The following is a 24,114-nucleotide window of genomic DNA, read 5'->3' as shown; positions in this document are numbered from 1 at the left end:
TGTTAAATACTGAATCCGTCTTCCAGGATTACTCCTTTTTTAACAACTACAATGCCGTCTTTCACTGTATACTTTTCAAAATCGCCGTCGGCCAGATGCTTACCTCCGTTGATATGTACGCCGTTTCCGATGGCGCAATTTTTATCGACGATGGCATTGTTGATCACGCAGTTTTCACCGATGCCCATAAATGGCCGGCCCTGGGCTTTGGCTTTTTCAATTTCATCGAGGGTTTGATAGTAATCGCTTCCCATAATATAGGCATTGCTGATTTCGGTGCCTTTACCGATGCGGGTGCGTATGCCTACCACGACCCTTTCGAGCCGGTTTGCCATTATAATACAACCATCGGCGATCATTGTTTTCTCCATGGTACCGGAAATTTTTGAGGGGGGCAACATCCGGGCCCTGGAGTAGATGGTTTGAGATTCATTGAAGAGGTTAAACAGCGGGATTTCATCTGTGAGGCCGATATTGGCTTCAAAGTATGACTGGATATTCCCGATATCGGTCCAGTAGCCTTCATACTGGTAGCTGAAAATGCGGCGTTGGGCTTCTATGGCCTGCGGGATAACCTGCTTACCGAAGTCGGTAGCATCGGGCTTATCATTGAGTATGTCGAACAACACCTGCCGGCTGAAAATATAGATACCCATACTGGCCAGGTAGATACGTCCTTCCTTCTGCATTTCTTCGCTTACTTCCGACGCCCATGGCGGCAGGACTGCCTGGGATGGTTTTTCCGTAAATGACACGATAGCGCCTTCTTCATTCTGCTTTAAAATACCGAAATCAGAAGCATCCCTGGCGCTCACCGGGATGGTGGCGATGGAAATTTCCGCGCCGGTATCGATATGATGGCGGATCATCTTTTTAAAATCCATCTGGTACAGCTGGTCACCGGAGAGGATGAGTACATATTCGAACTCAAAGTTTTCCATGTGGTGAAGACACTGTCGCACCGCATCGGCCGTACCCTGGTACCAGGTAGGGTTATCAGGGGTTTGTTCCGCCGCGAGGATGTCCACAAATCCCTTGTCGAAATTGCTGAAGTGGTACGTGTTTTTGATGTGTTTGTTCAGGGAGGCCGAGTTGAACTGCGTCAGTACAAAGATGCGGTTCAGTTCAGCATTCAAACAATTGGAGATGGGAATATCCACCAATCTGTATTTACCGGCCAGGGGCACCGCGGGCTTTGAACGGCGGCGGGTAAGCGGATATAGGCGGGTGCCGGCCCCACCTCCGAGAATAATGGATATTACATCATTTGTCATAAATGGAATTGGTTTTAGAAGATCATCGTTCAAAATTTAATATGCAATGTCATATTACTTCATGCTGCTGTACATGCTGAGGTAACGCTGTGCGGAGCTTCCCCAGGAATGGTCCCGCTTCATCCCTCTCAGACGGACTTCTTCGAGGTGTGCAGGATCGTGATACAGTTCAATAGCCCGTTTTACGGAATAACAAACGTCCCAGACTCCTGCCTGGTTAAATCGTATACCTACTCCATCGTTGTCTCCAAAGTCGATTACCGTGTCTTTTAATCCTCCGGTACTACGTACCATGGGTATGGTGCCATAGCGGAGCGCATACATCTGGTTAAGCCCGCAGGGCTCTACCCGGGAAGGCATTAACAGGAAGTCGGCGCCGGCATAGATCAGGTGCGATAAGGATTCGTCGTATCCTATATGTACATTAAAACCATAGCTAACCGCTTGCCGGGTTTGCTGCAGGGCCCACTCAATATGCGGGTCGCCACTTCCTAGCACCAGGAAATTCACTTCCCCAGGAAGCTCATGCAAGGAACGGCTGATAATTTCGGGCAGCAGATCGGCGCCCTTATCGCCTACCAGCCGGCCTATAAAGGCGATCAGTGGCAGAGAGGCATCCAATCCGAACCGTTCACAGAGTTGTTCCTTATTTTGGTGCTTACCATCGTCCATAGTGTCAATATCATAATTGGCGGGCAACATATGATCAGCTTCCGGGTCCCATACCGCCGTATCAATCCCGTTCAAAATCCCTACCATCTTATCTTTTTCCTGGCTGATGAGGCTTTCCAGGCCGTTGGCGTTATAAAACAACTCGTCCAGGTAACCCGGCGATACGGTGGTTACCCGCCAGGCGCATTTAATCGCTGCTCCCAGTGGGTTAATGGCCCCGCCCCAGTCGAGCAGGCCCGACTTCCACAGATCAAATGAAGGAATGAGGTACAGCTTATCCCAACCAAACTGGCCCTGGTATTGGGCATTATGAATGGTGAGCACGGAAGGAATATCTTTCAAACGGCCATACTTATATCCATAGTACATCAGGAACGGGATAAGCCCGGTATGATGATCATGGATGTGAATCACATCCGGCTGATGTTGCCATTCGTTGATCCAGTCCAGCACAGCAATCTGGAAAGCCAGGAAGCGTTCTGTATCATTTGGATAACCGTACACGCCCGGCGTATCAAGCAAACCGGGGATATCTACCAGATACAGGTCGAATCCCAGTTCGTTACTTCTCTCTTTTAATACATTAAAGTGGTACCAGTCGTGCCCCAGCCACATACCGGCCTGGTGTACCACATCAAATTCATGTGTATCATAATACTTCGTCCGGTAAGCGGGTACCACTACTTTGGCAAAATTTCCCAACTGGTGCTGATATTTGGGTAATGCCCCCACCACATCACCTAGCCCGCCTACTTTGGCTACCGGGTAACATTCCGCGCTGATGTGTAAAATTTCCATGCTAATTAATTGATAATCTTTATTAAGTTAAACTGTAAAAACAAGAAAACAAAGGAGCTGTAAAAAAATATTATTTTTTCACAAAAAGCACCAGGTACAAAGTAAACAGCTAATTGACGCGAATAATCTTTGGAGATATTTAAAACGGTATTACCATTCGTTATCATCGCTTGTGGCTATCAGCTGTCTGCTTTATGCTTTCCCCTATCTTTGTATCGTCATGTGATTTCCTGCTCACCCTTAAATTCCCCTTTATGGATTTTGGTCGCGTTCCAGAAGCTATGTTATCAGATATTGATTTTAAACTACCTGCCGAACCGGTGTTCAATAAACAAGTGCTAAAAGGCCGTCCGGTAGCGCATCCGCTTACTTACCTGGGCTGCGCCAAGTGGGGAAGAAAAGAGTGGATTGGGAAAATATATCCGCAGGGTACCAAGGAAGCCAATTTCCTGGATGAATATGTAAAGCACTTCAACAGTATTGAGCTCAATGCCACGCATTACCAGATCTATGGCCCGGCTACCATTGCCAAATGGGACGCTAAAGCGGCAGGCATGGATTTTAAGTTTTGTCCTAAAGTACCGCAAAGCATCAGCCATTTCAGTACGCTGATCAATGCCGGCGACAAAACCACGGCTTTCCTGGAGGGCGTACTGGCCTTTGGGGAGCACCTGGGGCCAATTTTCCTGCAATTGAGTGATAAGTTTGGCCCTGCGAAACGCGATAATTTATACCAGTACCTGGCTTCCCTGCCGAAGGATCTCCAGTTTTTCGTGGAGTTGCGTCACCCGCAATGGTTTGAAGACGAGGCCGTGCGGATGGAACTCTTCAATAAGCTACGGGAACTCAATGTAGGCGCTATTATTACCGATACCGCCGGCCGCAGAGATATTGCCCATATGCACTTAACCGTTCCGAAGATATTCATCCGGTTTGTGGGCAATAGCCTGCATCCAACAGATTATACCCGCATCGACGACTGGGCCAACCGTATCAAATACTGGCTGGATAAGGGTTTGGAAGAAGTATATTTTTTCATGCACATGCATGATGAGGCCACTTCACCGGAATTGGCGTTGTATATGACAGAAAAGTTCGAGGCGGTATGCGGGATCACCGTAAAGAAGCCAGTTTTTGTTACCAGGGACGCGGCGGTGAAGGCGCCGGCAAAGACTGCGAAGACGGCCGCGAAGACGCAAAGCAGCAAAGCAGTCAAGAGCGAAACTGCGAAAGCGCCTGCAAAAGCTGCGAAAGCGCCCGCGAAGCCGCAAAGCAGCAAAGCCGCCAAAAGCGAAACTGTAAAAGCGCCCGCCAAAGTAAAAAGCAGCAAAGCGGCAAAAAAATAACATCCTTACGTCTTGCCTCCTTTGCTCCTTTGCGTTAGAAAAAACCGAAAAAAAGCCGGACTGAAGTATTAATTTCGCCCTCTCAAAACCGGTATATACCATGATGCGCGACAAGCTAGAGCAATTGGCCCAGAAACTGGAAGGCACGCTTTATACAGACGATACCATGCGGACACTCTATGCCACCGATGCGTCGGCATACCGTGAAATGCCGCTGGCAGTAGCTATTCCGCAGCATATCGATGATCTGAAGACACTGATCCGTTTTGCGCGTGAAAATAAGACCTCCCTGATCCCCCGTACCGCCGGTACCTCGCTGGCCGGCCAGGTGGTGGGCAATGGTATCATTACCGACGTATCCCGCAATTTTACCAAAATACTGGAACTGAATAAAGAAGAAGGCTGGGTACGTGTGCAGCCGGGCGTTATCCGCGATGAGCTGAACATGTTCCTGAAGCCGCATGGCTTTTATTTTGGCCCGGAAACCTCCACGGCCAACCGCGCCATGATTGGTGGTATGGTGGGCAACAACTCCTGTGGCTCCAACTCCGTAGTATATGGCAGTACCCGCGAACACCTGCTGGAAGTGAAAGCCCTGCTCAGCAACGGCGAGGAAGTGGTGTTCGGCAGCATGGATGCGGAAACCTTCCACCAGAAATGTGAAGGTCCGGATACGCTGGAAACCGCCATCTACAAGCAAATCCGCACCAGCCTGAGTAATCATACCTTCCAGGATGAAATCCGGAGAGAATTTCCAAAGAAAAGCATTCCCCGCCGCAATACCGGCTACGCCGTAGATATGCTGCTGGATACCAACCCGTTTACCGCCGGTACAGAAGACTTCAACTTCTGTAAGCTGATTGCCGGATCGGAAGGTACGCTGGCTTTCCTGACCGAAATAAAACTGCATATAGATCCGCTTCCTCCCAAGGAAACGGGCCTGCTCTGCATACATTTCAATACCATCGATGAATCGCTACGCGCCAATATCCTGGTGATGAAGTACAAGCCCAGCGCCAGTGAGCTGATCGACCACTATATCCTGGAATGCACCAAAGACAATATCGAACAACGTAAAAACCGTTTCTTCGTACAGGGCGATCCCGGCGCTATCCTGGTGGTAGAGTTTTGCCGCAATACGCGGGAGGAGATCACTGAAATCACCGGCAAGCTGGAAGCTACGCTCCGCGCGGCAGGACTGGGCTATCACTTCCCCCTGCTCTTTGGAGAGGATACCAAGAAAATATGGGGTCTCCGCAAAGCCGGCCTGGGCCTGCTCAGCAACCTGCCCGGCGATGAAAAAGCAGTGCCGGTAATTGAAGATACCGCCGTAGCGGTGGAAGACCTCCCCGATTTTATCCGCGACTTCAACGATATCCTGCATCAATACAACCTACACGCCGTACACTACGCGCACGCCGGTAGCGGTGAAATACACCTTCGTCCTATCATCAACCTGAAAACGGAAGAAGGCAACCACCTGTTCCGCAAGATAGCCGAGGAAATTGCCACCCTGGTGAAGAAATACCATGGCTCCCTCAGTGGAGAACATGGCGACGGCCGCCTCAGGGGCGAGTTTATCAAACAGATGGTGGGCAGCAAGAACTATGAACTGCTTCGCCAGATCAAGTATACCTGGGACCCAGAGAATATCTTCAATCCCCATAAGATCGTAGACACGCCATCTATGAACAGTATGCTCCGGTACGAACCAGGACAAAAAGCACCGGATATCAAAACGATCTTCCACTTTCCGGATCAAACCATGCTGCAACATGCGGAGCAGTGTAATGGCTCCGGCGACTGCCGCAAAACGCAGTTGAGCGGTGGTACCATGTGCCCCAGCTATATGGCCACCCGGAATGAAAAAGATACTACCCGCGCCAGGGCTAATATCCTGCGTGAATTCCTCACCCATAGCACCAAAGAAAACCGTTTCGACCATAAAGAAATTTACGAAGTGCTGGACCTCTGCCTGGCTTGCAAGGGTTGTAAGTCCGAATGCCCATCCAACGTGGATATGGCCAAACTGAAAATGGAATTCCTGCAGCACTACTACGATGCCAATGGGGTGCCATTGCGTGCGCGGATGATCGGTAACTATTCGAAGTTATCGGCGCTGGCAGCTATTGCTCCCGGCATGTACAATGCGGTGATCAACAATTCCTTTACCGGTGGCATCATCCGGAAGTTTTCCGGCTTTGCGGCCAAACGTTCCCTGCCCGGCTTACACACGACGACGCTGCGGAAATGGTTCAAAGAAAAATGGCCGCTCGAAAAACAGGGAGCTGCGGCCGGTCAACGGAAAGTGTATCTTTTTTGCGACGAATTCACCAACTATAACGATACCACTATTGGTATCAAAGCCGTAGCGCTCCTGCACCGGCTGGGTTACGACGTACAAATGATTGAGCACCCGGAAAGTGCCCGCGCCTATATGTCGAAGGGATTGTTACGCCAGGCCCGCGAGTATGCCGAAAAGAATGTTCGTATATTCAGCGACGTTATCAATGAAAACGTCCCGCTATTGGGAATAGAACCCTCTGCCATCCTGAGCTTCCGGGATGAGTACCCCGACCTGGTAAGAGAAGAGCTGCGCGCCACCGCAAAAACATTAGCCAAACACGTATTCCTGGTAGATGAATTCCTGGCGGCCGAAGCAGAGAAAGGGCATATCAGTGCGGATCAGTTTACCGATGCCCCTCAACATATCAAATTACACGGACATTGCCAGCAGAAAGCGTTGTCATCTGCCCTGCATAGCAAGAAGATGTTGTCGCTGCCGAAAAACTACACCGTAGAAGTGATCCCTTCCGGTTGCTGCGGTATGGCAGGATCTTTCGGATATGAAACCGAACATTATGACCTGAGCATGCAGATTGGCGAGATGGTATTGTTCCCCGCGGTACGCAATGCCGCCGCAGGTACGCTGATTGCGGCGCCAGGCACCAGCTGCCGCCACCAGGTAAAAGATGGTACCGGCGTTAAAGCGCTGCACCCGGTAGAGATATTGTATAACAGTCTCAAGTAATTATCGATATAATATAAAAAGCAAGCAGGGGAATAACGTGTTATTCCCCTGCTTGCTTTTTATATATTTCCTGTTTATTTCTTCAAAATTCTTCCCCAATACAACTTCGTTTCATAGTGAAACTTCACCATACCCTGTTCCTGGTATTTCCAGAAAATATCTTCCAGGTCCTTCATCATAGCGGGATAGGAAGGGTGATCTTTTTCCGGAACGTAGGAAGAGGAAAGCATACGTCCTTTCAGCGCGGCAAAATCGAAGATCTGCGCATTCTGGAATGACGTTTCATGAATAGCAGCGGGCGCAAAAAAGGAGGCTAACTGCGACGCACCTACGTTCCTGTGCTGCAATTCCTTATAATCAGTTCCATATTGGTGTAGCAGCTTTTCGTAGCTTTTCTCAAAGGGAAGTTCAGATTGCCGTACATTCCACATTAGCACAATGACCGCATTATCTTTGCCGATGCGCTGGAATTCGGCCGCTGTGGCGGATTGATCAAACCAGTGAAAGGCCGTACCTGCCAGGATAAGCTCTATTGAGTTGTCGGGCAGCGTGGTATACTCTGCGCTGCCGGCTACTGACTGGAAACCCGGATACCGGTGCAGGAGTTTTTCCGCCATTTCCCGCATTTCTGTATTGGGCTCCACGGCATATACCTTGTTACCATTATCCAGGAAAGGCTGTGCGGAAATGCCGGTACCGGCGCCAATATCTGCCACTACGGTGTCGCGGGTCAATCCTGCTTCCTTAGCCAGGTAAGGAATGATAGCCGCCGGGTAATGCGGCCGGTATTTGACATAGTTTTCTACGCGGGTACTGAAACGTTCTGTATTTTTCATCCTGTTACGGTTATTCGCCTAAACCTTTAGGTTTTTTCTCTTCATTACCATGTGCTTCCAGCTCGGCCAGTTTTTTCTTACCGTAGGCCAGCTTGGTGATCAGTACATATAATACCGGTACGGTGAAGATCCCCAGCAATGTTGCTGCCAGCATCCCTCCTACTACGGTGAAGCCTATATTAACACGGGACGCGGCACCAGCGCCTTTAGCCAGGCACAAGGGCAATACGCCGAGGATGAATGCGAAGGAAGTCATCAGGATGGGGCGTAACCGCAGTTTCACCGCTTCCAGTGTGGCTTCCAGCAAGGGCATTCCCCTATCCACACGTTCCTTACAGAACTCCACGATCAGGATGGCATTTTTAGCAGCCAAACCTATCAGGGTAATCAGGCCTATCTGCGAATATACGCTATTAGCCTGTTTGGTAAGCGACAATGCCACGATAGATCCGAACAGGGCTACCGGCACTGCCAGCAGTACAGAAAATGGCACCGACCAGCTTTCATACAGGGCTGTGAGCAACAGGAATACAAAGAGAATAGATAGGCCAAAGATCAGCAGGCTACTATTACCTGCTTCAATTTCCTGCAGGGATACGTTGGCCCATTCGTAGCTGAAGTTTTCAGGTAATACAGAAGCGGCTACTTCCTTTAGTGCGTTGATGGCGTCGCCACTACTGTAGCCGGTTTTACTATCCCCATCGATTTCCACAGACCGGTACAGGTTAAAGTGGTTGATTACCGGGGCACCGGCAGATTTTTTAGTGGTGATCAATGCGCTGAGCGGCACCATTTGCCCGTTATTATTCCTTACATAATAAGTATTCAGGTTATTGATACTGGTGCGGTACAACGAATCGGCTTGCAGCACTACGCGGAAGCTGCGACTGAATTTAGTGAAATCGTTGACGTAAAGTCCCCCGAGGAATGTTTGCAACGCATTGAAAACATCACTCACGGCTACGCCGAGCTGCTTGCATTTATCACGGTCTACTTCCACGTTGAACTGTGGTGTGTTAGCACTGAAGAAAGCATACGCCCGCGCAATTTCCGGCCGTTGATTGGCGGCCATCAGGAACTGGCCCATCACCTGGAGGAATTGATTGATATCCGGGTTGCTACGTTGTTCGAGGATGAAGGAGAAACCGCCGGAAGTACCCAATCCACGCAGGGTGGGCGCCGGGATACAGATGACGTTGGCCCCAATAATGCGGCCGGCAGCGCCCTGTATACGTCCTAATACGGTATTGATATTGTCGCCGTGGGCATATCGTTCGTCCCAGGGTTTGAGGCTCACGAAAAAGGTACCGGAGTTAGGTTTGGTAGCGTTGGCCACAAAGTTGATACCGGTGATCCCAAAAAAATGACTTACGGCACTGTCTTTTGTGAGGATATTGCTGATTTCTGCTACCACCTCTTTGGTGCGTTCTGTAGAGGAGGCTTCCGGCAATTCCAATGCGATGAACAGGGCGCCCATATCTTCCTGGGGTACGAAGGTGGTCGGCGTTTTCTTAAACAGGAAAGCGGCGATAGCAAACAATACTCCCAGGATGATCAGCACCGCGGGCGTAAAGCGGATGGAATGTTTTACGCCATTCCCATAACGATTGGTAAACCGGCCAAACCATTCGTTGAATTTAAAGAAGAGTTTATTGAGTCCGTGCGATTGTTTGGTGAGGTGTGCGGGCCTGAGCAAAATGGCTGTCAGTGCCGGCGTGAGCGTCAGCGCCAGGAAGGCCGACAATAATACTGAGAAGGCGATGGTTAACGCAAACTGTTGGTACAGCCTTCCGCTTACGCCCGGGATAAAGGCCACTGGTACGAACACTGCCGCCAGGATCAGCGCGATGGCGATTACCGGGGCGCTCACTTCTGCCATGGCTTTGAAGGTGGCCTCGCGGGGCGACATGAGGTCGGCATCGATATGGTGCTGCACCGCCTCCACCACTACAATGGCATCATCCACCACAATACCGATGGCCAGCACAAACCCGAAGAGGGTGAGTGTATTGATAGAGAAGCCCAGCAGCTGGAAAAAGATAAAGGTACCAATCAAAGAGATGGGGATTACCAGGATGGGAATCAGGGTGGCCCGCCAGTTCTGCAGGAACACAAACACCACAATGACCACGAGCACGAGGGCTTCTATAAATGTTTGTATTACTTCATCGATCGATATTTTTACGAAGGAGGTTGTTTCAAAGGGGATGAGCCAGTTTACGTCGTCGGGGAAGCTTTTGGCCATATCCTTCATTTTGGCGATCACCCGGTCGTTTACGTCGAGGGCGTTGGCACCGGGCGACAGGTAGATGGCCATCCCGCTACCGGTTTTACCGTCGGCTTTGGCTTCAATGGCGTAGGTAAAGGAGCCCAGGTCGATACGCGCCACGTCGCGGAGGCGTACCAGGCCGCCATTGGGGCTGGTAGCTACCACTACATTACCGAATTCTTCCGAAGTGGCCAGGCGTCCTTTCACGCTCACGGTGTATTCAAATGCCTGTGACCTGCCCATGGGTGGGGCGCCCACACTACCGGCCGGTACCTGTTGGTTTTGTTCGGTGATAGCGCGGGAAATATCGCCGGCGGTGAGACCCAGGGCGGCCATCTTATCCGGGTTGAGCCAGATACGCATACTATAGTCCTGGGAGAAGGCATTTACGTCGCCCACTCCACTGATACGGGCCAGTTCCGGTTTCAGGTAAATATTCAGGTAGTTATCGAGGAATTCGCGGCTGTGCTTTCCTTTGGGAGAGTTGAGCGCGATTACCATCAACATATCATTGGAGCGCTTTTTAACGGTAACGCCCACACGCCTTACTTCATCGGGCGTACTGGGCAAAGCCAGGCTCACCCTGTTTTGTACGTCGAGGGTGGAGATATCGGGGTTGGTGCCCAGTTTAAAGGTGACCGTGATACTCATAGATCCATCGTTAGCGCTTACCGACTGGATATACATGGCGCCGGGAGTACCGTTTACCTGGTTTTCTATGGGGGTGGTCACTGTTTCCTCTACCGTGGTGGAGTTGGCTCCTACATAGTTGGCCCGTACATCCGTTACCGGTGGTGCAATATCCGGCAGCTGGGCGATGGGCAGGTTAAACATGCAGATGAGTCCTACAATCACAATGATGATGGCAATGACGATCGTAGTATTCTTGCGCTCTATAAATGTTTTTGAGATCATACCCTGAGAGTGATTTAGGATTAATGTTTACCTGCCCCGGGAGCTGTGCCAGGTGCGGCGCCGGGTCCGGCAATATTCACGGTATCTCCGGGTTTTACCCGTTGTAACCCTTCCACTACTATCCTATCGCCGGCATTTAACCCGCTGGTAACCAGCAGCATGGTATCGGTAACGGGGCCAGGTATAATATCCCTCGCGGCAACCACATTATCTTTGCTGAGCGTATACACGCTGGTTTCAGAAAGATTCTGGATAATCGCTTTGGCAGGAATAGCCAGCTGGGTACCCGGTGTGCCATACTGCATCACGGCTACGATGCTCATTCCTGATTTCAGCATGCCATCGCTATTCTGGAATACGAGCCGCACCCGGACAGTACCGGTTTGAGGATCTACAATATTATTGATGGTCAGTATTTTTCCTTCTTCCCCATAGCGGGTACCGTCGCCAAACTGGATAAAGAATTTATGGTCGCCCTGTCCTTTCTGCATCCGCTGGAATTCCGGCAGGCGGGACTGTGGAATATCCATATCGGCAAACATCGGGTGTTCGTTGACGATGGTATTGATGAGTGTTTGACCGGCGTTGACGATATCGCCGACTTTAATTTGGGCGATGCCTATTTTCCCGGTCACGGGTGCTTTTACCACCGCATGGCTTACGTCTGTACCGGCTTTTGCCACGGCAGCTTTGGCGGCGGTAAGGTTGGCTTTGGCGGTGAGCATGGCTGTGTTGGCCTGGTCTACCGTTTGTTTGGAGATAGCATCATGTTCGAGCAGCGATTTATATCTTTCATAATCCCTCGTTTTCTGCGCCAGGTCGGCTTCGGCCTGTTCCTGGGAGGCCGCTACCTGGCCATAGGCCGCGGCATAGCGGCTTCTGTCAATATCATACAGGGGCTGGCCCTTGGTTACACTACTGCCGTCTGGCACACGGATCGCTTCCAGGTAGCCGGTAACATCGGGGCGAAGGGATACCACGTCGTGGGCCACCAGGGTGGCGGGAAATTTTTCGGCGACGGTGTAGGAAGCAGGCGTTACTTCCACGGCTACTACCGTAGGTTTCATCTTCCCCATCATAGCGGCCTGCTGTTGTTGTTGCTTTTTGCTGTTACCACAGGCCACACAGAGCATCATTCCTGCCACATAAAATGTCCGCTTGTAATTGACTGGATACATATGAGAAATTAATTGCGAATTACGAATAATAGCTTATTTGATCTTGCCCATGGCTTTGTCCAGGTCTGTTTTACTGGTCAGTGTATTCAGCAGCGCCTGCACATAATTCACCTGCGCCTGTTTCAGGTCATTTTCTGCTGAGGTAACATCCAGGCTGGTAGCCACTCCCTGTTCAAACTTGAGCACAATACGGTCGTATATGCCCTGGGTTAAGTCCATATTGGTTTTCTGTGTTACATACCTTGATTTGTTATTCTGGTACTGGGTATTGGCATTGGCCACATCCAGCTGTATTTGTTCACCGATGTATTGTAGTGTATTTCTCGACTTCTCCAGCGTAATCCTGTTTTCCTGGATCTGGTGATACCGTTCTGTTCCTGCAAAAATGGGCCATTTCAGGGTGAGCCCCAGTGCAGAGGCGCCGTAGCCGGTTTTATACAGGTCGCTGAACTTAGTAGAGAAATAGTTATATCCATAATTCACATAGGCATTCAGTTGGGGGAGGATGCCCAGTTTTTTACTTTTCAGGCTCAGCTCATCCAGCGTTACCTGGGTAGTTTGCATGCTGTATTCAATGCGGTCTTGCACCTGGTAATCGACTGTATCTGCGATAAAAACATCTGCATTGAGGTCCTGTACCGTTTCGGTGAGGGTCAATTTGTTCTCCTGCGGCATGCCCATCTGGAATTTCAATAACTGCATCGCATATACGAGATCCCTGATCTGGGTTTCAATATCCGTCACAATATTATTATAAGACACCTGGATACGGTCTACATCTACCCTTTCGGCTACGCCCACGTCGTACCGGGCTTTGGTATCTGCCAGTGTTTTGGAGAGTTGGGTCATGTTAGACTTTGCCAGCCGGATATTTTCTTCTGCGGCGAGGGCGGCATAGTAGGCTTTGGTAATGGCTACCCGGGTATCTATTTCCGTACGTTTGAGCGTCTTTTTAGAGAGATCTCCATACACCCGGGAAGCTTTAAGGCCCAGGAAGTAATCGCTGTTGAATATCACCTGGTCCACCTGTCCTGTGGCGGCAGACGCCCATTTGGTGCCGAATTGCACCGGTATTTTCTTATCGTAGTTCCCGTTGGCAATGTCGGGAATTAAGGAGGTCTGGAGTTTGAGGTTGTCAGTAATACTAGCGTTCACATTTACGTGGGGCAAAAATTTCCCTGTGTATTCTTTAATCTGTTCCTGGGAAAAGTTTACATCCAGCCTGGCATTAACTACATCGTTCTGATGTGCGAGGCCGTATTGTATGCAATTGGCCAGGTTAAAGTCATAATTACCAGACCGTGAGGTATCCACCTGCCCGTAAGCGATAGTTGTTTGGGTCCATAAAAGTAGGGTGAATAGAATATAACGACAACGCATACTTATTACTTTGAAAGTATATGATGATTGATAGATACTTAACAATAAACATGTAAAAAGGTTGTGCGGGGATAAAAGGGATTATCCGGGCAGGTGGAAAGCACGATTACAGGCTGCTAAAAGCTATTTTCGTATCTTTCGGAAAAGTATATTGTTAACTATGTCTATGTCTGTTATCAAAGAACCCAAACCTTTACATCGTGTGTTTGAGCTGGAGCGACTTATTTTTTTCTGTGATATGGTGTTTGCCGTTGCTATTGCGTTACTGGTCATCGAAATCAAACTGCCCGCTCTTCCGGTTAAAATGCCTGTCGATCGTGACTATTGGGAGTTAATGCGGCCTACAGCCTTTGAATTACTAGCTTTTGCAGTAAGTTTTATATTTATTGGTAATTTTTGGGTACGGCACCTGCAACTATGCCGGTTGCTCCAAAATTACAACGAAGGATTGATACACCGGCATCTTTTCTTTTTGTTTTTTATTGTGTTATTTCCGTTTTCTACCTCCGCGCTCCTGCATACCAGCAGTCATTTTATGCTGCCTTTCTTTATTTACCTGTGTAACCTCACAGGATGCCTGGCGGCGTTGTTCTGGATCAGTTACTTTATTTTCCAGAAAAACCCGGATTTAGCGACAGAGGGACATCATACAGAGAAAACACTGCTATACCAGCGCTTAAAATACGGTTTTCTTACCATGGCAACGGGTTTCACGGTGATTGCCATGACCTATTTCCTGTACCCCGACAATACTGCGTACCAACGTATCAGTTATATGGCTATTCCGGCGCTGGCTTTGTTTAACCATTTCCGTTTAAAGATAAAAAAACGTAATACGCTTCGATTGGTACATAAAATAGGACCACACAGCTGAAAATATCGCCTATGTTAACACTAGATAAGCGGGAAGCCCAGGTACTGCAGCGGGCCATCCATCAATGGGAGCAGGAACAGCTGCTCACCACCGAGCAGGCCAGCCGGTTGCGGCAAAGTTATAAGGTGGTGAGTACCGACTGGCAAACGCTTACCCTGTATATTTTTATTGCCGCCGTATCCTGTGCATTGATGGCCTTCGGTTCGCTCGTGTTGGATGAGAAATGGATAGAGATTATCCGGAAGAAATTTTCCATGACCGATGGGGTCATTGCCGTGCTGTTTGCTGCCGTCAGTATTTTCCTTTGTTACGAGGGGTGGCGGCGTAACCGGCACCAGCCGTTGTTTTCCTTTAACCGGGAGCTTTTCTGGCTCCTGCCTGTACTCAGTATAGGCGTAAGCGTGGTATACCTGGGAAAGAGCCTGCAATACCTGGAAGGCAATTATGGGGTTTTCTGGTTGCTGGCTACCGTTTGTTATGGCGTGCTGGGCATTGCCCTGCGTTCACGGCTGATGTGGATAGCCACATTATTATGCCTGGTGCCGGCTTATGTAAAGCTCACTTACTATCTGACCGGCGACGCGGCTTTTTTCCTGGGTATGAACCTTCCCTGCCGCATGGCTTTACTAGGGGTTTTGCTGATAGGGATGGCCTGGGGATTGCGCCAACTCCAGGTATATGCGCCTATCAAGAATATCAGCTGGACCGGCGGATGGTTGTTGTTCATTATTTCCGGTTGGTTGATTTCTATCTTTGGTAATTGCGGCACCTGGGAAGAATGGCAACAGTTACGGCAGATCCACCTGTTGCAATGGGTGATTGTGTACAGTCTTCAATGTGTGGGCATGATATTACTAGGCATCAGAGTAAAAGATGATTTGTTGCGCGACCTGGGCGTGATCTTTCTCCTGTTGGACCTGTATACCCGTTATTTCGAATATCTCTGGGACCATACCAATAAGGGTCTTTTCTTTGGTATCCTGGCGCTTTCGTTCTGGTGGGTGGGGCGGTTGATCGAAAAGCGGATAAAGCGTAGTTAAAAATGGCCCCCGGGAAGTTTGGTGGAAAATGCCGGGGGCCGTTGACTTATGCGGCGACTATGGCTTGTTGTTCCAGTCCATACCTACCGGTATCTTTCACACTCCAGTCGAAGTTGCCTACCATCCACGAGCGTAGTACTGCTACATACCGGAGCAATTCATAATCTGTTTCATCGCCTTTCAGGGGCAACAGTTTTTCCAGGGCCACGAATATGGCTACTTCTTCATTGTGCATGCGGGCGGCCTGGTTAACGGCTTCCTGCAGGGAAATCTGCCGCTGGTGTTGCAGTACCAGCACGAGATTGTGCACGTCGCCCTGGCGGGATTCCTTAGTACAGGAGAAAAGGTCGTTCGACCAGCATACGACGTTATTACAGGCCTGGATCATACGTTGCAACAGGGCTTGTTCCACTACCGGGCGTGGGAGATAGATTTTTTCGATGATTTCTATTGCTTCTATGTCCGCCAGGAGGGCGCCTGTGTACGGGCGCATATGGATATAGTCTTCTACAGAGGGGACCCGACCGGCTTCCCGGTTTTCCGCCTCCCAGATACAGGACATAAAGTAATCCTGCATACTGCGGATAAACCGCAAACGCCAGGCGGGTGAGCTGATAGCGCGCATACGGTCCCATATGCTGCTAAGACCGGCAGCCAGCGGGCCGCCGCTGGCCAGTGTAACGGTCTGGTTGGTTTGCAAGATATCCATCAGGCCGGCCATCACGCTTTTGAGGTAGTCGGCTTTGCGGCCAACGGCAGCCTCATCGCATTGATCATCTAAAATAAAGAGCCAGGTGTTAAAATCGGCGATAATGCATAATTCATGCAGCGCCGCATCGGGGAAGGCTCTTCCTGCCAGCCATGCGAAACGGGCTTTCTCAAAGCGTTTCAGGGCCGTGGCGGAAGTAATAAGCCCGTGGGTTTGCACCCAGTTGGTAATGTGTTGCTGGGCTTCATTTACATGGTGGTTTACGCCCGAAGTAAAGGGATAACTGATTGTTGGCATTTGAATGGTTGTCATGAGAATTGCGTTTAAATAGTGAATTAATAGAGGGTTGAAAATGAGATAGGGATAGCCATATGGGTATATGGCATAATATAGTTGTGACAGGCACGCCAAAGCAGGCCACATGAAGCGGCTAAATCAGGTAGGTGCGGTAATTTATTTCCTTAAAGCAATCCGGTTAACAGCAAATTGGCATAGCTAAATAAAATTTTATCCAACGCTCGGGATCTTCATATGTTCCAATACAATAGGCAGTGCCTTATGGAACCAGATAGTAAAGGTGTCGGGCTCGTTCTTTATTAATTCGAGGATCTGACCTGTGGGCAGGTAACGGTAATCACATACTTCTGCCGCGTTGGGAGATATGTTACCATTATAAACGCCCAGCAATACGTGGTCGAATTCATGTTCGGTTAACCCATTATCAAATTCCGATTTATACGTAAAGGCAAAGATTTCATGCAATTCGCAGTCGAATCCCATTTCTTCCTGCAAACGGCGGTGCGCTGCTGCGGCGGTAGTTTCACCGGGAAACTGGTGACTGCAACAGGCGTTGGTCCATAACCCTGCAGAATGGTACTTTTCCAGCGCCCTGCGCTGCAATAGCAGCTCTCCGGCATCATTTATAATAAATACAGAAAATGCACGGTGCAACACCCCTTTCTGGTGTGCTTCCATCTTTTCCATAGTACCAATAGCCTCATCTTTTTCGTTCACTAAAATTACGTCCGGTGATTTCATAGCATTGACAAAGATATTTTAATTAAGCTTCCGGCAGACGGAAAATAGGATGAACTGGCAAAAAACAATGCTTCATACAAATTTTACCGGTTGAATGGTTAACAATAAATACTTTAACGGTTATTCAGCTAATATAATATAAAATTTCCGGATTTTTGCGCTATTAACAGCAATGATTATGGCAGAAGACTTACATGTTGTACAGGGAAACAAAGAAGAACAATATCGCTCCCTGATCCCGCAAATCAAGGGGCTATTGGACGGAGAGCCAGACCTGGTGGCCAACCTGGCCAATGTAGCAGCAGCTTTGAAAGAGCAATTCGGCTGGTTTTGGGTAGGATTTTATCTCGTTAAGGGAGAAGAATTAGTATTAGGCCCCTTTCAGGGACCAATAGCGTGTACACGTATCCGTAAGAACAAAGGCGTATGTGGTACCAGCTGGGCACAGGCTACTACACTAATTGTACCTGATGTGGAAGCCTTCCCGGGACATATCGCCTGCAGCAGCCTATCCAAATCAGAGATCGTGGTCCCACTGATCCGCAACAACGAGGTAAAAGCTGTGTTGGACGTAGATAGCGAATCCTTATCTCATTTTGATGAAACAGATCAGCGGTACCTGGAAGAAATTGTGGCACTGATTGTGATATAGGAGAGCGAAAAATTACTTCATCGCCTTAAAGACAAGTATGCTTTTTTTCCGTAAACGAAATACCGATCAGGCAGTGCCGGCACAGCTGCTGGCCTTCATGGGCACAGATATACATTCGCATCTCATTCCTGGTATTGACGACGGAGTGCCGGATGTAGCTACAGCAATGGCGTTTATAGAGCAGCTACAACATATGGGGATCCAGAAAATTGTGACCACTCCACATATTATGATGGACCGTTATCCCAACTCCGCCGCTACTATTGCAGCACCCTACCAGGAAGTGGTGGAAGCGCTTGCCCGGAAAAACAATACGATTCCATTTCATTATGCAGCTGAGTATTATATGGACGAACAGTTTGAAACACTGCTCCAACAGCCCCTGCTGACACTGTCGGGCAATAAGGTACTGGTGGAAATTTCTTTCATCTCGCCTCCTTTGCAGCTGGCGCAGTGGTTATTTGATATACAGGCCGCCGGGTATCAGCCTGTACTCGCGCATCCGGAAAGATATGCCTATTATCATGCAGACATCGTCAAATATGAACAACTGAAAAAACAAGGCTGCCTGCTTCAGCTTAACCTGCTGTCGCTGACCGGGTATTATGGCAAGCATGTGCAACAAGCGGCGGAAAAGCTGATGGCAGCCGGTTTACCTGATCTTATTGGTACTGATCTGCACCACGAAAAACATCTTCAAGCTATTACCGGCATCGCTAAAAACAACAAGCTGCGGAAACTGCTGGATACGTATCCTTTCGGTAACGCTACTTTATAAGCGTTACCGTGCCGGTTTGTTTACGTGCCTGTTGCTTACTATCGGTATACAACAACATCCATACATAACTTCCTCCCGGTAATGGATTTCCTTTAAACGTGCCATCCCACACACCTTCCGGATCATTAGTGCTAAATACCGTTTGTCCCCAGCGGGTGTATACTTCCAAATGGTAATCGTGTACGTCATCGTGTACCTTTGCGCGGAACAGGTCATTTAACCCGTCGCCATTGGGCGTAAACGCAGTGGGTACAAACACGGCACACTCGCGGTTATTGCGGATAATGTCTGCCTGCCCATCTGTTTCACAGTCATGTGCGTCTTTGATCCTGAAATGGAAGTTGCCGGCATCTAGTCCTCCCCAGCTGCTATCCGGCTGCCAAAGCCCGTTATCGAGACTATATGTATAAGGCTGTGTACCGCCGGTAACATTCAACGCAATCTTCCCATCGAAAGTGGTAGCGCAGCTGATATCTTTTTTGCGTATGCCAGCAATCGCCAGGGGGGCAGGTTCCACTACGGAAATATTGTCAATCTGCTCTGCGCAGTTTTCTTCATCTTTTATCCGGATACTGTAATTTCCGGGAGATAATTTTTCGAAAGAAGCCGTATAAGTACCGGTGGTGCTACCATTGAAATAATACCGGTAAGGTGGAGTACCGCCTGTGGTTTCCAGTGCAATGGTGCTGTTGTGCTGCCCGTAACAGCGGGATGGCGTCACCGTGATCTTGCTTTTTACTTCCCAGCCTATAATGGTGAAGTGTTGCGTAACGCTTACGCCATTGGGATGTGTTACTGTAACATCGTAATCGCCGGGCTCCAAACCTGTGATGCGCGACGTGGTTTCTCCTGCACGGCTCCAGCGGATAGCACAGGTGGCAGATACGCCCGTAACAGTAACGGTAGCCTCCCCGGTATGTTCTCCCTTACAGGTATTTTTCAGCGACAGCGTGAGCTGGGGTGTTTCCAGCAATGCAGCCGACAGGTTGTCCATCAACACAGCGGAACCATAAATACTTTTATCGCAGGGAATCGTGGCATCGGCCATGAAGGTGATAAACTTATAACTGCGGGAAGGATGGAAAGTAAAGGAGTAGCGCTTCCAGCTCGTATGTGTAAATGCGCCGGAGCTCCATAGCCTTTCTGCTGTATCAGTGGGCGTATTGCCGCCATATACCGTAAGATTACCATAACAGGTGAGCGAAGAATATTTAGTAGCATAAGCCAGGTCCAGTGCTATTGTATAGGTTTTGCCACCGATCAGTGATACCTCCTGGCTAATGGCTTCCAGGTAGGCAGGACCACTATGCATACCTACATAGGTGGCGCCGTTGGAAGGTGGCAGATTAATATCGAATGTGCCGGGTTGTACATCCGGGGTGTTTCTTGGTTTCCATAAATCGGGTACTTTATCTTTTCCCGGTGTTCCTTCCAGGGAAGGGTTTTTCAGCAAAATATCCTGTGCGGTAACGGGATGCAAGGCACTTATGATAAAAAACAATACTGCTGCAAGGTGTTTAGATACACCGGACAAAGCATCGGAATATTTCAACAGCAGTGGTGTCATCGTTGATCGGGTTTATAGGGTGGGATAACAGGAGAAGGCTACACTTATTTTCTTTTCAGGCAAGAAAATAAAATAAGCGTAACCTCTGGTATCCATTTAGTCTTGTGACTGATACGTACGGGAAGCATTTACTTTTGCGGCGGCAAACAATCCCCTGATTACGTCCGTAACGCGCCAAAGGTCTGCCGGCGTGAGATTGGATCCACTTGGCAGACATAATCCGTTGTCAAACAGTTTTTCGGAAACACCGTTTACATAGGCCGGCATTTTCTCAAAAACGGGCTGCATATGCATGGGTTTCCAAAGTGGTCTGGATTCAATGTTCTCTCTATCCAGCGCCAGGCGTATAGTTTCACGGGTAATACCATTGCTCTGCGCCGGGTTTACCAGGATAGTGGAGAGCCAGCGGTTGCTAAAGAAACCTACGGGCTCTGATACAAAAGTAACGCCTGGCAAATCAGATAACTGTGCCACGTAATGCCGGTAGTTTGCCCTGCGTTGTGCTGCCCTTTCTTCCAGCACCAGCATTTGTCCACGGCCAATACCCGCGCAAACATTGCTCATACGGTAGTTATAGCCGATATGGCTATGCTGGTAGTGGGGAGCAGCATCACGTGCCTGTGTGGCCAGGAAGCGGGAGTGACTGATAAGCGCTTCCTCATTACTTATTAATGCACCTCCTCCACTGGTAGTAATGATCTTGTTACCGTTGAAACTGAGTATACCTAGTTTACCGATGCTACCACAGGCTTGCTCCCGGTACCAGGAGCCCAACGCCTCGGCTGCATCTTCAATAACGGGAATCTCATAACGGTTGGCGATTGCCATGATCTCATTCATTTGTGCCGGCATGCCGTACAAATGAACAGGAATGATTGCCTTGGGCTTTTTGCCATTTTCGATTCGATCTATTATTGCCTGTTCCAGCAATGCAGGGTCCATGTTCCAGGTGGACGTTTCACTGTCTACAAAAACAGGTGTAGCGCCCAGGTAGGCTATTGGATTGGCGGAAGCAGAGAAGGTCATGCTCTGGCAGATGACTTCATCACCCGGCGCTACTCCCACTGTAATCAATGCCAGGTGCAGGGCTGCCGTTCCCGACGACAATGCCGCCACATGAGCAGCACCGGTATATGTTGACAAATCTCTTTCAAAACCATCCACATGAGGCCCTAATGGTGCAATCCAGTTAGTATCAAATGCGTCTTTTATAAATTCTAACTCCTTTGTTCCCATATGAGGGGAGGATAACCATATTTTCTTATTCATCATGGTAATTTTTTAGGTTTATCTTTTACGTGCAGGGTTTCCTACTGCTACGCTATGATCAGGAATATCTTTAGTAACAACGGCTCCTGCGCCAATAACGGCCCATTTGCCAATAGTGATACCGGGAATCACCACTGCACCCGCACCGATGTGCGCGCCTTCTCCTACTTTTACATTACCACATAGTGCGGCATTAGGAGATATGTGCACAAAATCTTCCAACACACAGTCGTGGTCGACCGAAGCATTGGTGTTAATAATGCAATGTTTACCCACTAATACATCTGCATTTACCGTAGCTCCCGCCATGATCACGGTTCCTTCTGCTATCATCGCAGAGGGAGAGATATTAGCTCTTTCATGCAGCGCAGTGCCGAAAGGAATGGATAATTGTTCCGCGATATTTTTCCGGACAGCGTTCTTTCCAATCGCTATAATAATTGCTGCAACCGGCATTTCAGGTGAATAAGCTATTACCGGATATTGCCAAACCTGCTTCAGGTCGGGATTGCCGTCAAATAGCCCCTCCACTGGAACCTTCCCGGATTGCAGTATTTCGATAATCACTTTTGCATGCCCACCGGCGCCAAATAAATACATACTTTATTATTTAATGCAGTCATCCATTTCCCATAAAACGCTCCATGGTAGCAACGCCTGCCGCATTGATCCCCTCTGACTTAATCACTTTTTGTAGCGTCATCCGGATTATTTTGAGATCCAGGGCAAAGCTGATATTGTTTACGTACCATACGTCATATGCAAACTTCTGTTCCCAGCTGATGGCATTACGGCCATTCACCTGTGCCCAGCCCGTAATCCCCGGCCGCACTTCATGACGGCGATGCTGCGTATCGTTGTACAACGGGAGATAATCTACCAGTAAAGGACGGGGACCTACCAGGCTCATATCTCCTTTTAACACATTGATCAGCTGGGGAATTTCATCCAGTGATGTTTTCCGGACGAACTTTCCCACCGGTGTCAGCCTCACTTCATCGGGCAGTAGCCGGCCATTTGCGTCTTTCCGGTCGTTCATTGTTTTGAACTTAATAACACGGAATATCCGTCCGTTTTTACCCGGACGAGGTTGCAAAAAGAAAGGGCGGCCATTGTTAGCGATGGCCAATAGCAACACCAGTATCAACATCACGGGCGACAATATCACCAATGCCAACAGTGCTGCTGTGATATCCATCAGCGGTTTAAACAGGTTCCTGTACCAGTGCATTGTTTGCTTTTATTTCTTTAGTGATTTTTTTCCTGATAAAATCCAGGTATCGGGATGCCAATACCTGGCGGTCGAAATTCTGCTTCGCATAACGGAAGCCGCTATCGCCTTCCGTTTGCAGGCGCTGCGGATCTTTCAGGTACTGCCGGATAATCGTGTTGTAAGCGGCTGTATTCTCAGGCTCCACGTAACAACCTGCTCCTGCTGTTTCCACCAGCTCTCTCGACACCCCGTCGATCGCCATAAGGATAGGCTTACGGCAAGCCATGTAGTCGAATGTTTTATTGGAGTACACCGTTTTAAAGGTGTCTACTTTCTTCAGTATAGAAGCGCCCATTTCAGAAGCCAGGATATATTTAAATACATCTGCCTTGGGAACAGCATCCAGGAAGCGTACATTCTTCACGCCTTTTTCTGCCGCGAGCTGCTGTAACCGGGGCTTTTCCATCCCCTGCCCGATCAACAGGAATAACACAGGTGTATCTTCCAATGCTTTGCCGGCATCCAGCACTTGCTCCAGGTGATTGGCCACGCCATGTGCTCCCACATAGGTAATCACGAATTTGTCGCTCAACTGGTGCTCACGGCGGAAGCTGTCCCGGTCGAACGACTCCAGCAGGTGATCCGACAAGGAGAAATCTGCCGCATTGGGAATAAAGATGAGTTTTTGCTCCGGTACGTTCTTTTTGTCGCGCAGGGTATTATAGAAAGCCGGCGTCAATACATTGATCATGGCTGCCTTCCGATAAATAAAATCCTCTACCCAATAAGCCAGTTTGATCACGAGTTTATTCTTCAGTACGCCCGTGTCGATGGCCGACTCCGGCCAGAGGTCACGTACTTCAAATACCAATGGCATTCTCTTTAGCCTGGACAACAGGTATCCTGAAAAGCCTACGAATAATGGCGGAGAAGTAACTACTACTACATCAAACTTACCTTTTACCTTAAAGAGGCCTGCCCAGAGGGAAGAAAACATGAACGAGAAATATCCCCACAACCTGCCGAGAAAATTAGCGTTGTAAGATTCCGACACATGACAGCGCCATACGGTGATGGCGCCCTGTTGCTTCTTCACAAAGTATTTCCCCTTGTACTCTTCTCTTTTAGCGGAGCCGTTGTAGTGCATCATGCCGCCTAACACCGTTACTTCGGCGCCTTGCTCTGTCCAGGATTTGGTGATCTCATTCCATCGGGAACCTCCGGGATCATCTTCTTCCAAAAAGTATTGGTGTACTAATAAAATTTTCATGGATA

General features: G+C 49.0%; 19 protein-coding genes. 6 read left to right on the top strand and 13 right to left on the bottom strand.

Annotated features, from left to right (window positions below; genetic code table 11):
- Window positions 1-2: 2 nt before the first annotated feature.
- Together HGH90_RS09925 and HGH90_RS09920 are read right to left on the bottom strand one after the other, a co-directional pair.
- Window positions 3-1,274, bottom strand: coding sequence for a glucose-1-phosphate adenylyltransferase (locus HGH90_RS09925; RefSeq protein WP_168764146.1), 1,272 nt, complete (start codon window positions 1,272-1,274; stop codon window positions 3-5).
- Between the two features lie 54 nt (window positions 1,275-1,328).
- The gene (locus tag HGH90_RS09920) at window positions 1,329-2,744 is read right to left on the bottom strand and encodes a glycogen synthase (protein WP_168764147.1); all 1,416 of its coding nucleotides are present in this window, start codon (window positions 2,742-2,744) and stop codon (window positions 1,329-1,331) included.
- Between the two features lie 254 nt (window positions 2,745-2,998).
- Between HGH90_RS09920 and HGH90_RS09915 the strand changes: the two genes are divergently transcribed.
- A complete protein-coding gene (locus tag HGH90_RS09915) occupies window positions 2,999-4,090 on the top strand; it encodes a DUF72 domain-containing protein (RefSeq protein WP_211172608.1) in 1,092 nt (363 codons plus the stop codon).
- Window positions 4,091-4,190: 100 nt separating this feature from the next.
- The gene (locus tag HGH90_RS09910) at window positions 4,191-7,121 is read left to right on the top strand and encodes an FAD-binding and (Fe-S)-binding domain-containing protein (RefSeq protein ID WP_248276991.1); all 2,931 of its coding nucleotides are present in this window, start codon (window positions 4,191-4,193) and stop codon (window positions 7,119-7,121) included.
- A gap of 74 nt (window positions 7,122-7,195) precedes the next feature.
- Here the strand turns inward: HGH90_RS09910 and HGH90_RS09905 are convergent, their stop codons facing one another.
- From HGH90_RS09905 to HGH90_RS09890, 4 genes are read right to left on the bottom strand one after another with little or no spacing between them, the layout of a single operon-like run.
- Window positions 7,196-7,957, bottom strand: a complete 762-nt coding sequence (locus tag HGH90_RS09905; RefSeq protein ID WP_169190981.1) for a class I SAM-dependent methyltransferase — start codon at window positions 7,955-7,957, stop codon at window positions 7,196-7,198.
- A 10-nt stretch (window positions 7,958-7,967) separates the two neighbouring features.
- Window positions 7,968-11,141 (bottom strand): efflux RND transporter permease subunit, encoded by a 3,174-nt coding sequence (locus HGH90_RS09900; RefSeq protein ID WP_168764150.1) that lies wholly within the window; start codon window positions 11,139-11,141, stop codon window positions 7,968-7,970.
- 20 nt (window positions 11,142-11,161) lie between these two features.
- Entirely contained in the window at window positions 11,162-12,319 is a 1,158-nt protein-coding gene (locus HGH90_RS09895; RefSeq protein WP_168764151.1) for an efflux RND transporter periplasmic adaptor subunit, read from the bottom strand.
- A gap of 33 nt (window positions 12,320-12,352) precedes the next feature.
- On the bottom strand, window positions 12,353-13,699 hold the full coding sequence (locus tag HGH90_RS09890) for a TolC family protein (protein WP_168764152.1): 1,347 nt from the start codon (window positions 13,697-13,699) through the stop codon (window positions 12,353-12,355).
- Window positions 13,700-13,865: 166 nt separating this feature from the next.
- Between HGH90_RS09890 and HGH90_RS09885 the strand changes: the two genes are divergently transcribed.
- Together HGH90_RS09885 and HGH90_RS09880 are read left to right on the top strand one after the other, a co-directional pair.
- Window positions 13,866-14,573 carry a TMEM175 family protein gene (locus tag HGH90_RS09885; protein ID WP_168764153.1) on the top strand — a complete coding sequence of 236 codons (708 nt, stop codon included), beginning with the start codon at window positions 13,866-13,868 and terminating at the stop codon, window positions 14,571-14,573.
- 11 nt (window positions 14,574-14,584) lie between these two features.
- On the top strand, window positions 14,585-15,613 hold the full coding sequence (locus tag HGH90_RS09880) for a hypothetical protein (RefSeq protein WP_168764154.1): 1,029 nt from the start codon (window positions 14,585-14,587) through the stop codon (window positions 15,611-15,613).
- A 46-nt stretch (window positions 15,614-15,659) separates the two neighbouring features.
- Here HGH90_RS09880 and HGH90_RS09875 read toward each other — a convergent pair whose 3' ends face one another.
- Complete coding sequence (locus tag HGH90_RS09875; RefSeq protein WP_168764155.1) at window positions 15,660-16,634, bottom strand: terpene synthase family protein; 975 nt, start codon at window positions 16,632-16,634, stop codon at window positions 15,660-15,662.
- 195 nt (window positions 16,635-16,829) lie between these two features.
- Window positions 16,830-17,360: an isopentenyl-diphosphate Delta-isomerase gene (idi, locus tag HGH90_RS09870; RefSeq protein WP_169190980.1), complete on the bottom strand. Its 531-nt coding sequence runs from the start codon at window positions 17,358-17,360 to the stop codon at window positions 16,830-16,832.
- 178 nt (window positions 17,361-17,538) lie between these two features.
- Here idi and HGH90_RS09865 point away from each other — a divergent pair, with 178 nt between their 5' ends.
- Together HGH90_RS09865 and HGH90_RS09860 are read left to right on the top strand one after the other, a co-directional pair.
- Window positions 17,539-18,012, top strand: a complete 474-nt coding sequence (locus HGH90_RS09865; protein ID WP_168764157.1) for a GAF domain-containing protein — start codon at window positions 17,539-17,541, stop codon at window positions 18,010-18,012.
- Window positions 18,013-18,049: 37 nt separating this feature from the next.
- Window positions 18,050-18,790, top strand: a complete 741-nt coding sequence (locus tag HGH90_RS09860; protein WP_168764158.1) for a tyrosine-protein phosphatase — start codon at window positions 18,050-18,052, stop codon at window positions 18,788-18,790.
- Here HGH90_RS09860 and HGH90_RS09855 read toward each other — a convergent pair.
- The 5 genes from HGH90_RS09855 to HGH90_RS09835 all read right to left on the bottom strand — a co-directional run bounded on the left by HGH90_RS09855 (window position 18,780) and on the right by HGH90_RS09835 (window position 24,109).
- Window positions 18,780-20,357 (bottom strand): gliding motility-associated C-terminal domain-containing protein, encoded by a 1,578-nt coding sequence (locus tag HGH90_RS09855; protein WP_169190979.1) that lies wholly within the window; start codon window positions 20,355-20,357, stop codon window positions 18,780-18,782. The genes HGH90_RS09860 and HGH90_RS09855 overlap by 11 nt on opposite strands.
- Window positions 20,358-20,453: 96 nt before the next feature.
- Entirely contained in the window at window positions 20,454-21,629 is a 1,176-nt protein-coding gene (locus HGH90_RS09850) for a DegT/DnrJ/EryC1/StrS family aminotransferase (protein ID WP_317166139.1), read from the bottom strand.
- A 15-nt stretch (window positions 21,630-21,644) separates the two neighbouring features.
- The gene (locus HGH90_RS09845) at window positions 21,645-22,226 is read right to left on the bottom strand and encodes an acetyltransferase (protein WP_168764160.1); all 582 of its coding nucleotides are present in this window, start codon (window positions 22,224-22,226) and stop codon (window positions 21,645-21,647) included.
- A 19-nt stretch (window positions 22,227-22,245) separates the two neighbouring features.
- The gene (locus HGH90_RS09840) at window positions 22,246-22,857 is read right to left on the bottom strand and encodes a sugar transferase (RefSeq protein WP_168764161.1); all 612 of its coding nucleotides are present in this window, start codon (window positions 22,855-22,857) and stop codon (window positions 22,246-22,248) included.
- Window positions 22,832-24,109 carry a glycosyltransferase family 4 protein gene (locus tag HGH90_RS09835; RefSeq protein WP_169190978.1) on the bottom strand — a complete coding sequence of 426 codons (1,278 nt, stop codon included), beginning with the start codon at window positions 24,107-24,109 and terminating at the stop codon, window positions 22,832-22,834. The genes HGH90_RS09840 and HGH90_RS09835 overlap by 26 nt, the downstream gene beginning before the upstream one ends.
- Window positions 24,110-24,114 lie beyond the last annotated feature (5 nt).

Source organism: Chitinophaga sp. Ak27 (genome assembly GCF_012726295.1).
Classification (GTDB): domain Bacteria; phylum Bacteroidota; class Bacteroidia; order Chitinophagales; family Chitinophagaceae; genus Chitinophaga.
This window is presented reverse-complemented; position numbering and strand designations above follow the sequence as displayed.

Excerpts from the sequence above, each read along its gene's own strand:
- HGH90_RS09925 (WP_168764146.1), bottom strand. The coding sequence starts at position 1,274 with ATGACAAATGATGTAATATCCATTATTCTCGGAGGTGGGGCCGGCACC.
- HGH90_RS09920 (WP_168764147.1), bottom strand. The coding sequence starts at position 2,744 with ATGGAAATTTTACACATCAGCGCGGAATGTTACCCGGTAGCCAAAGTA.
- HGH90_RS09915 (WP_211172608.1), top strand. The coding sequence starts at position 2,999 with ATGGATTTTGGTCGCGTTCCAGAAGCTATGTTATCAGATATTGATTTT.
- HGH90_RS09910 (WP_248276991.1), top strand. The coding sequence starts at position 4,191 with ATGATGCGCGACAAGCTAGAGCAATTGGCCCAGAAACTGGAAGGCACG.
- HGH90_RS09905 (WP_169190981.1), bottom strand. The coding sequence starts at position 7,957 with ATGAAAAATACAGAACGTTTCAGTACCCGCGTAGAAAACTATGTCAAA.
- HGH90_RS09900 (WP_168764150.1), bottom strand. The coding sequence starts at position 11,141 with ATGATCTCAAAAACATTTATAGAGCGCAAGAATACTACGATCGTCATT.
- HGH90_RS09895 (WP_168764151.1), bottom strand. The coding sequence starts at position 12,319 with ATGTATCCAGTCAATTACAAGCGGACATTTTATGTGGCAGGAATGATG.
- HGH90_RS09890 (WP_168764152.1), bottom strand. The coding sequence starts at position 13,699 with ATGCGTTGTCGTTATATTCTATTCACCCTACTTTTATGGACCCAAACA.
- HGH90_RS09885 (WP_168764153.1), top strand. The coding sequence starts at position 13,866 with ATGTCTGTTATCAAAGAACCCAAACCTTTACATCGTGTGTTTGAGCTG.
- HGH90_RS09880 (WP_168764154.1), top strand. The coding sequence starts at position 14,585 with ATGTTAACACTAGATAAGCGGGAAGCCCAGGTACTGCAGCGGGCCATC.
- HGH90_RS09875 (WP_168764155.1), bottom strand. The coding sequence starts at position 16,634 with ATGACAACCATTCAAATGCCAACAATCAGTTATCCCTTTACTTCGGGC.
- idi (WP_169190980.1), bottom strand. The coding sequence starts at position 17,360 with ATGAAATCACCGGACGTAATTTTAGTGAACGAAAAAGATGAGGCTATT.
- HGH90_RS09865 (WP_168764157.1), top strand. The coding sequence starts at position 17,539 with ATGGCAGAAGACTTACATGTTGTACAGGGAAACAAAGAAGAACAATAT.
- HGH90_RS09860 (WP_168764158.1), top strand. The coding sequence starts at position 18,050 with ATGCTTTTTTTCCGTAAACGAAATACCGATCAGGCAGTGCCGGCACAG.
- HGH90_RS09855 (WP_169190979.1), bottom strand. The coding sequence starts at position 20,357 with ATGACACCACTGCTGTTGAAATATTCCGATGCTTTGTCCGGTGTATCT.
- HGH90_RS09850 (WP_317166139.1), bottom strand. The coding sequence starts at position 21,629 with ATGATGAATAAGAAAATATGGTTATCCTCCCCTCATATGGGAACAAAG.
- HGH90_RS09845 (WP_168764160.1), bottom strand. The coding sequence starts at position 22,226 with ATGTATTTATTTGGCGCCGGTGGGCATGCAAAAGTGATTATCGAAATA.
- HGH90_RS09840 (WP_168764161.1), bottom strand. The coding sequence starts at position 22,857 with ATGCACTGGTACAGGAACCTGTTTAAACCGCTGATGGATATCACAGCA.
- HGH90_RS09835 (WP_169190978.1), bottom strand. The coding sequence starts at position 24,109 with ATGAAAATTTTATTAGTACACCAATACTTTTTGGAAGAAGATGATCCC.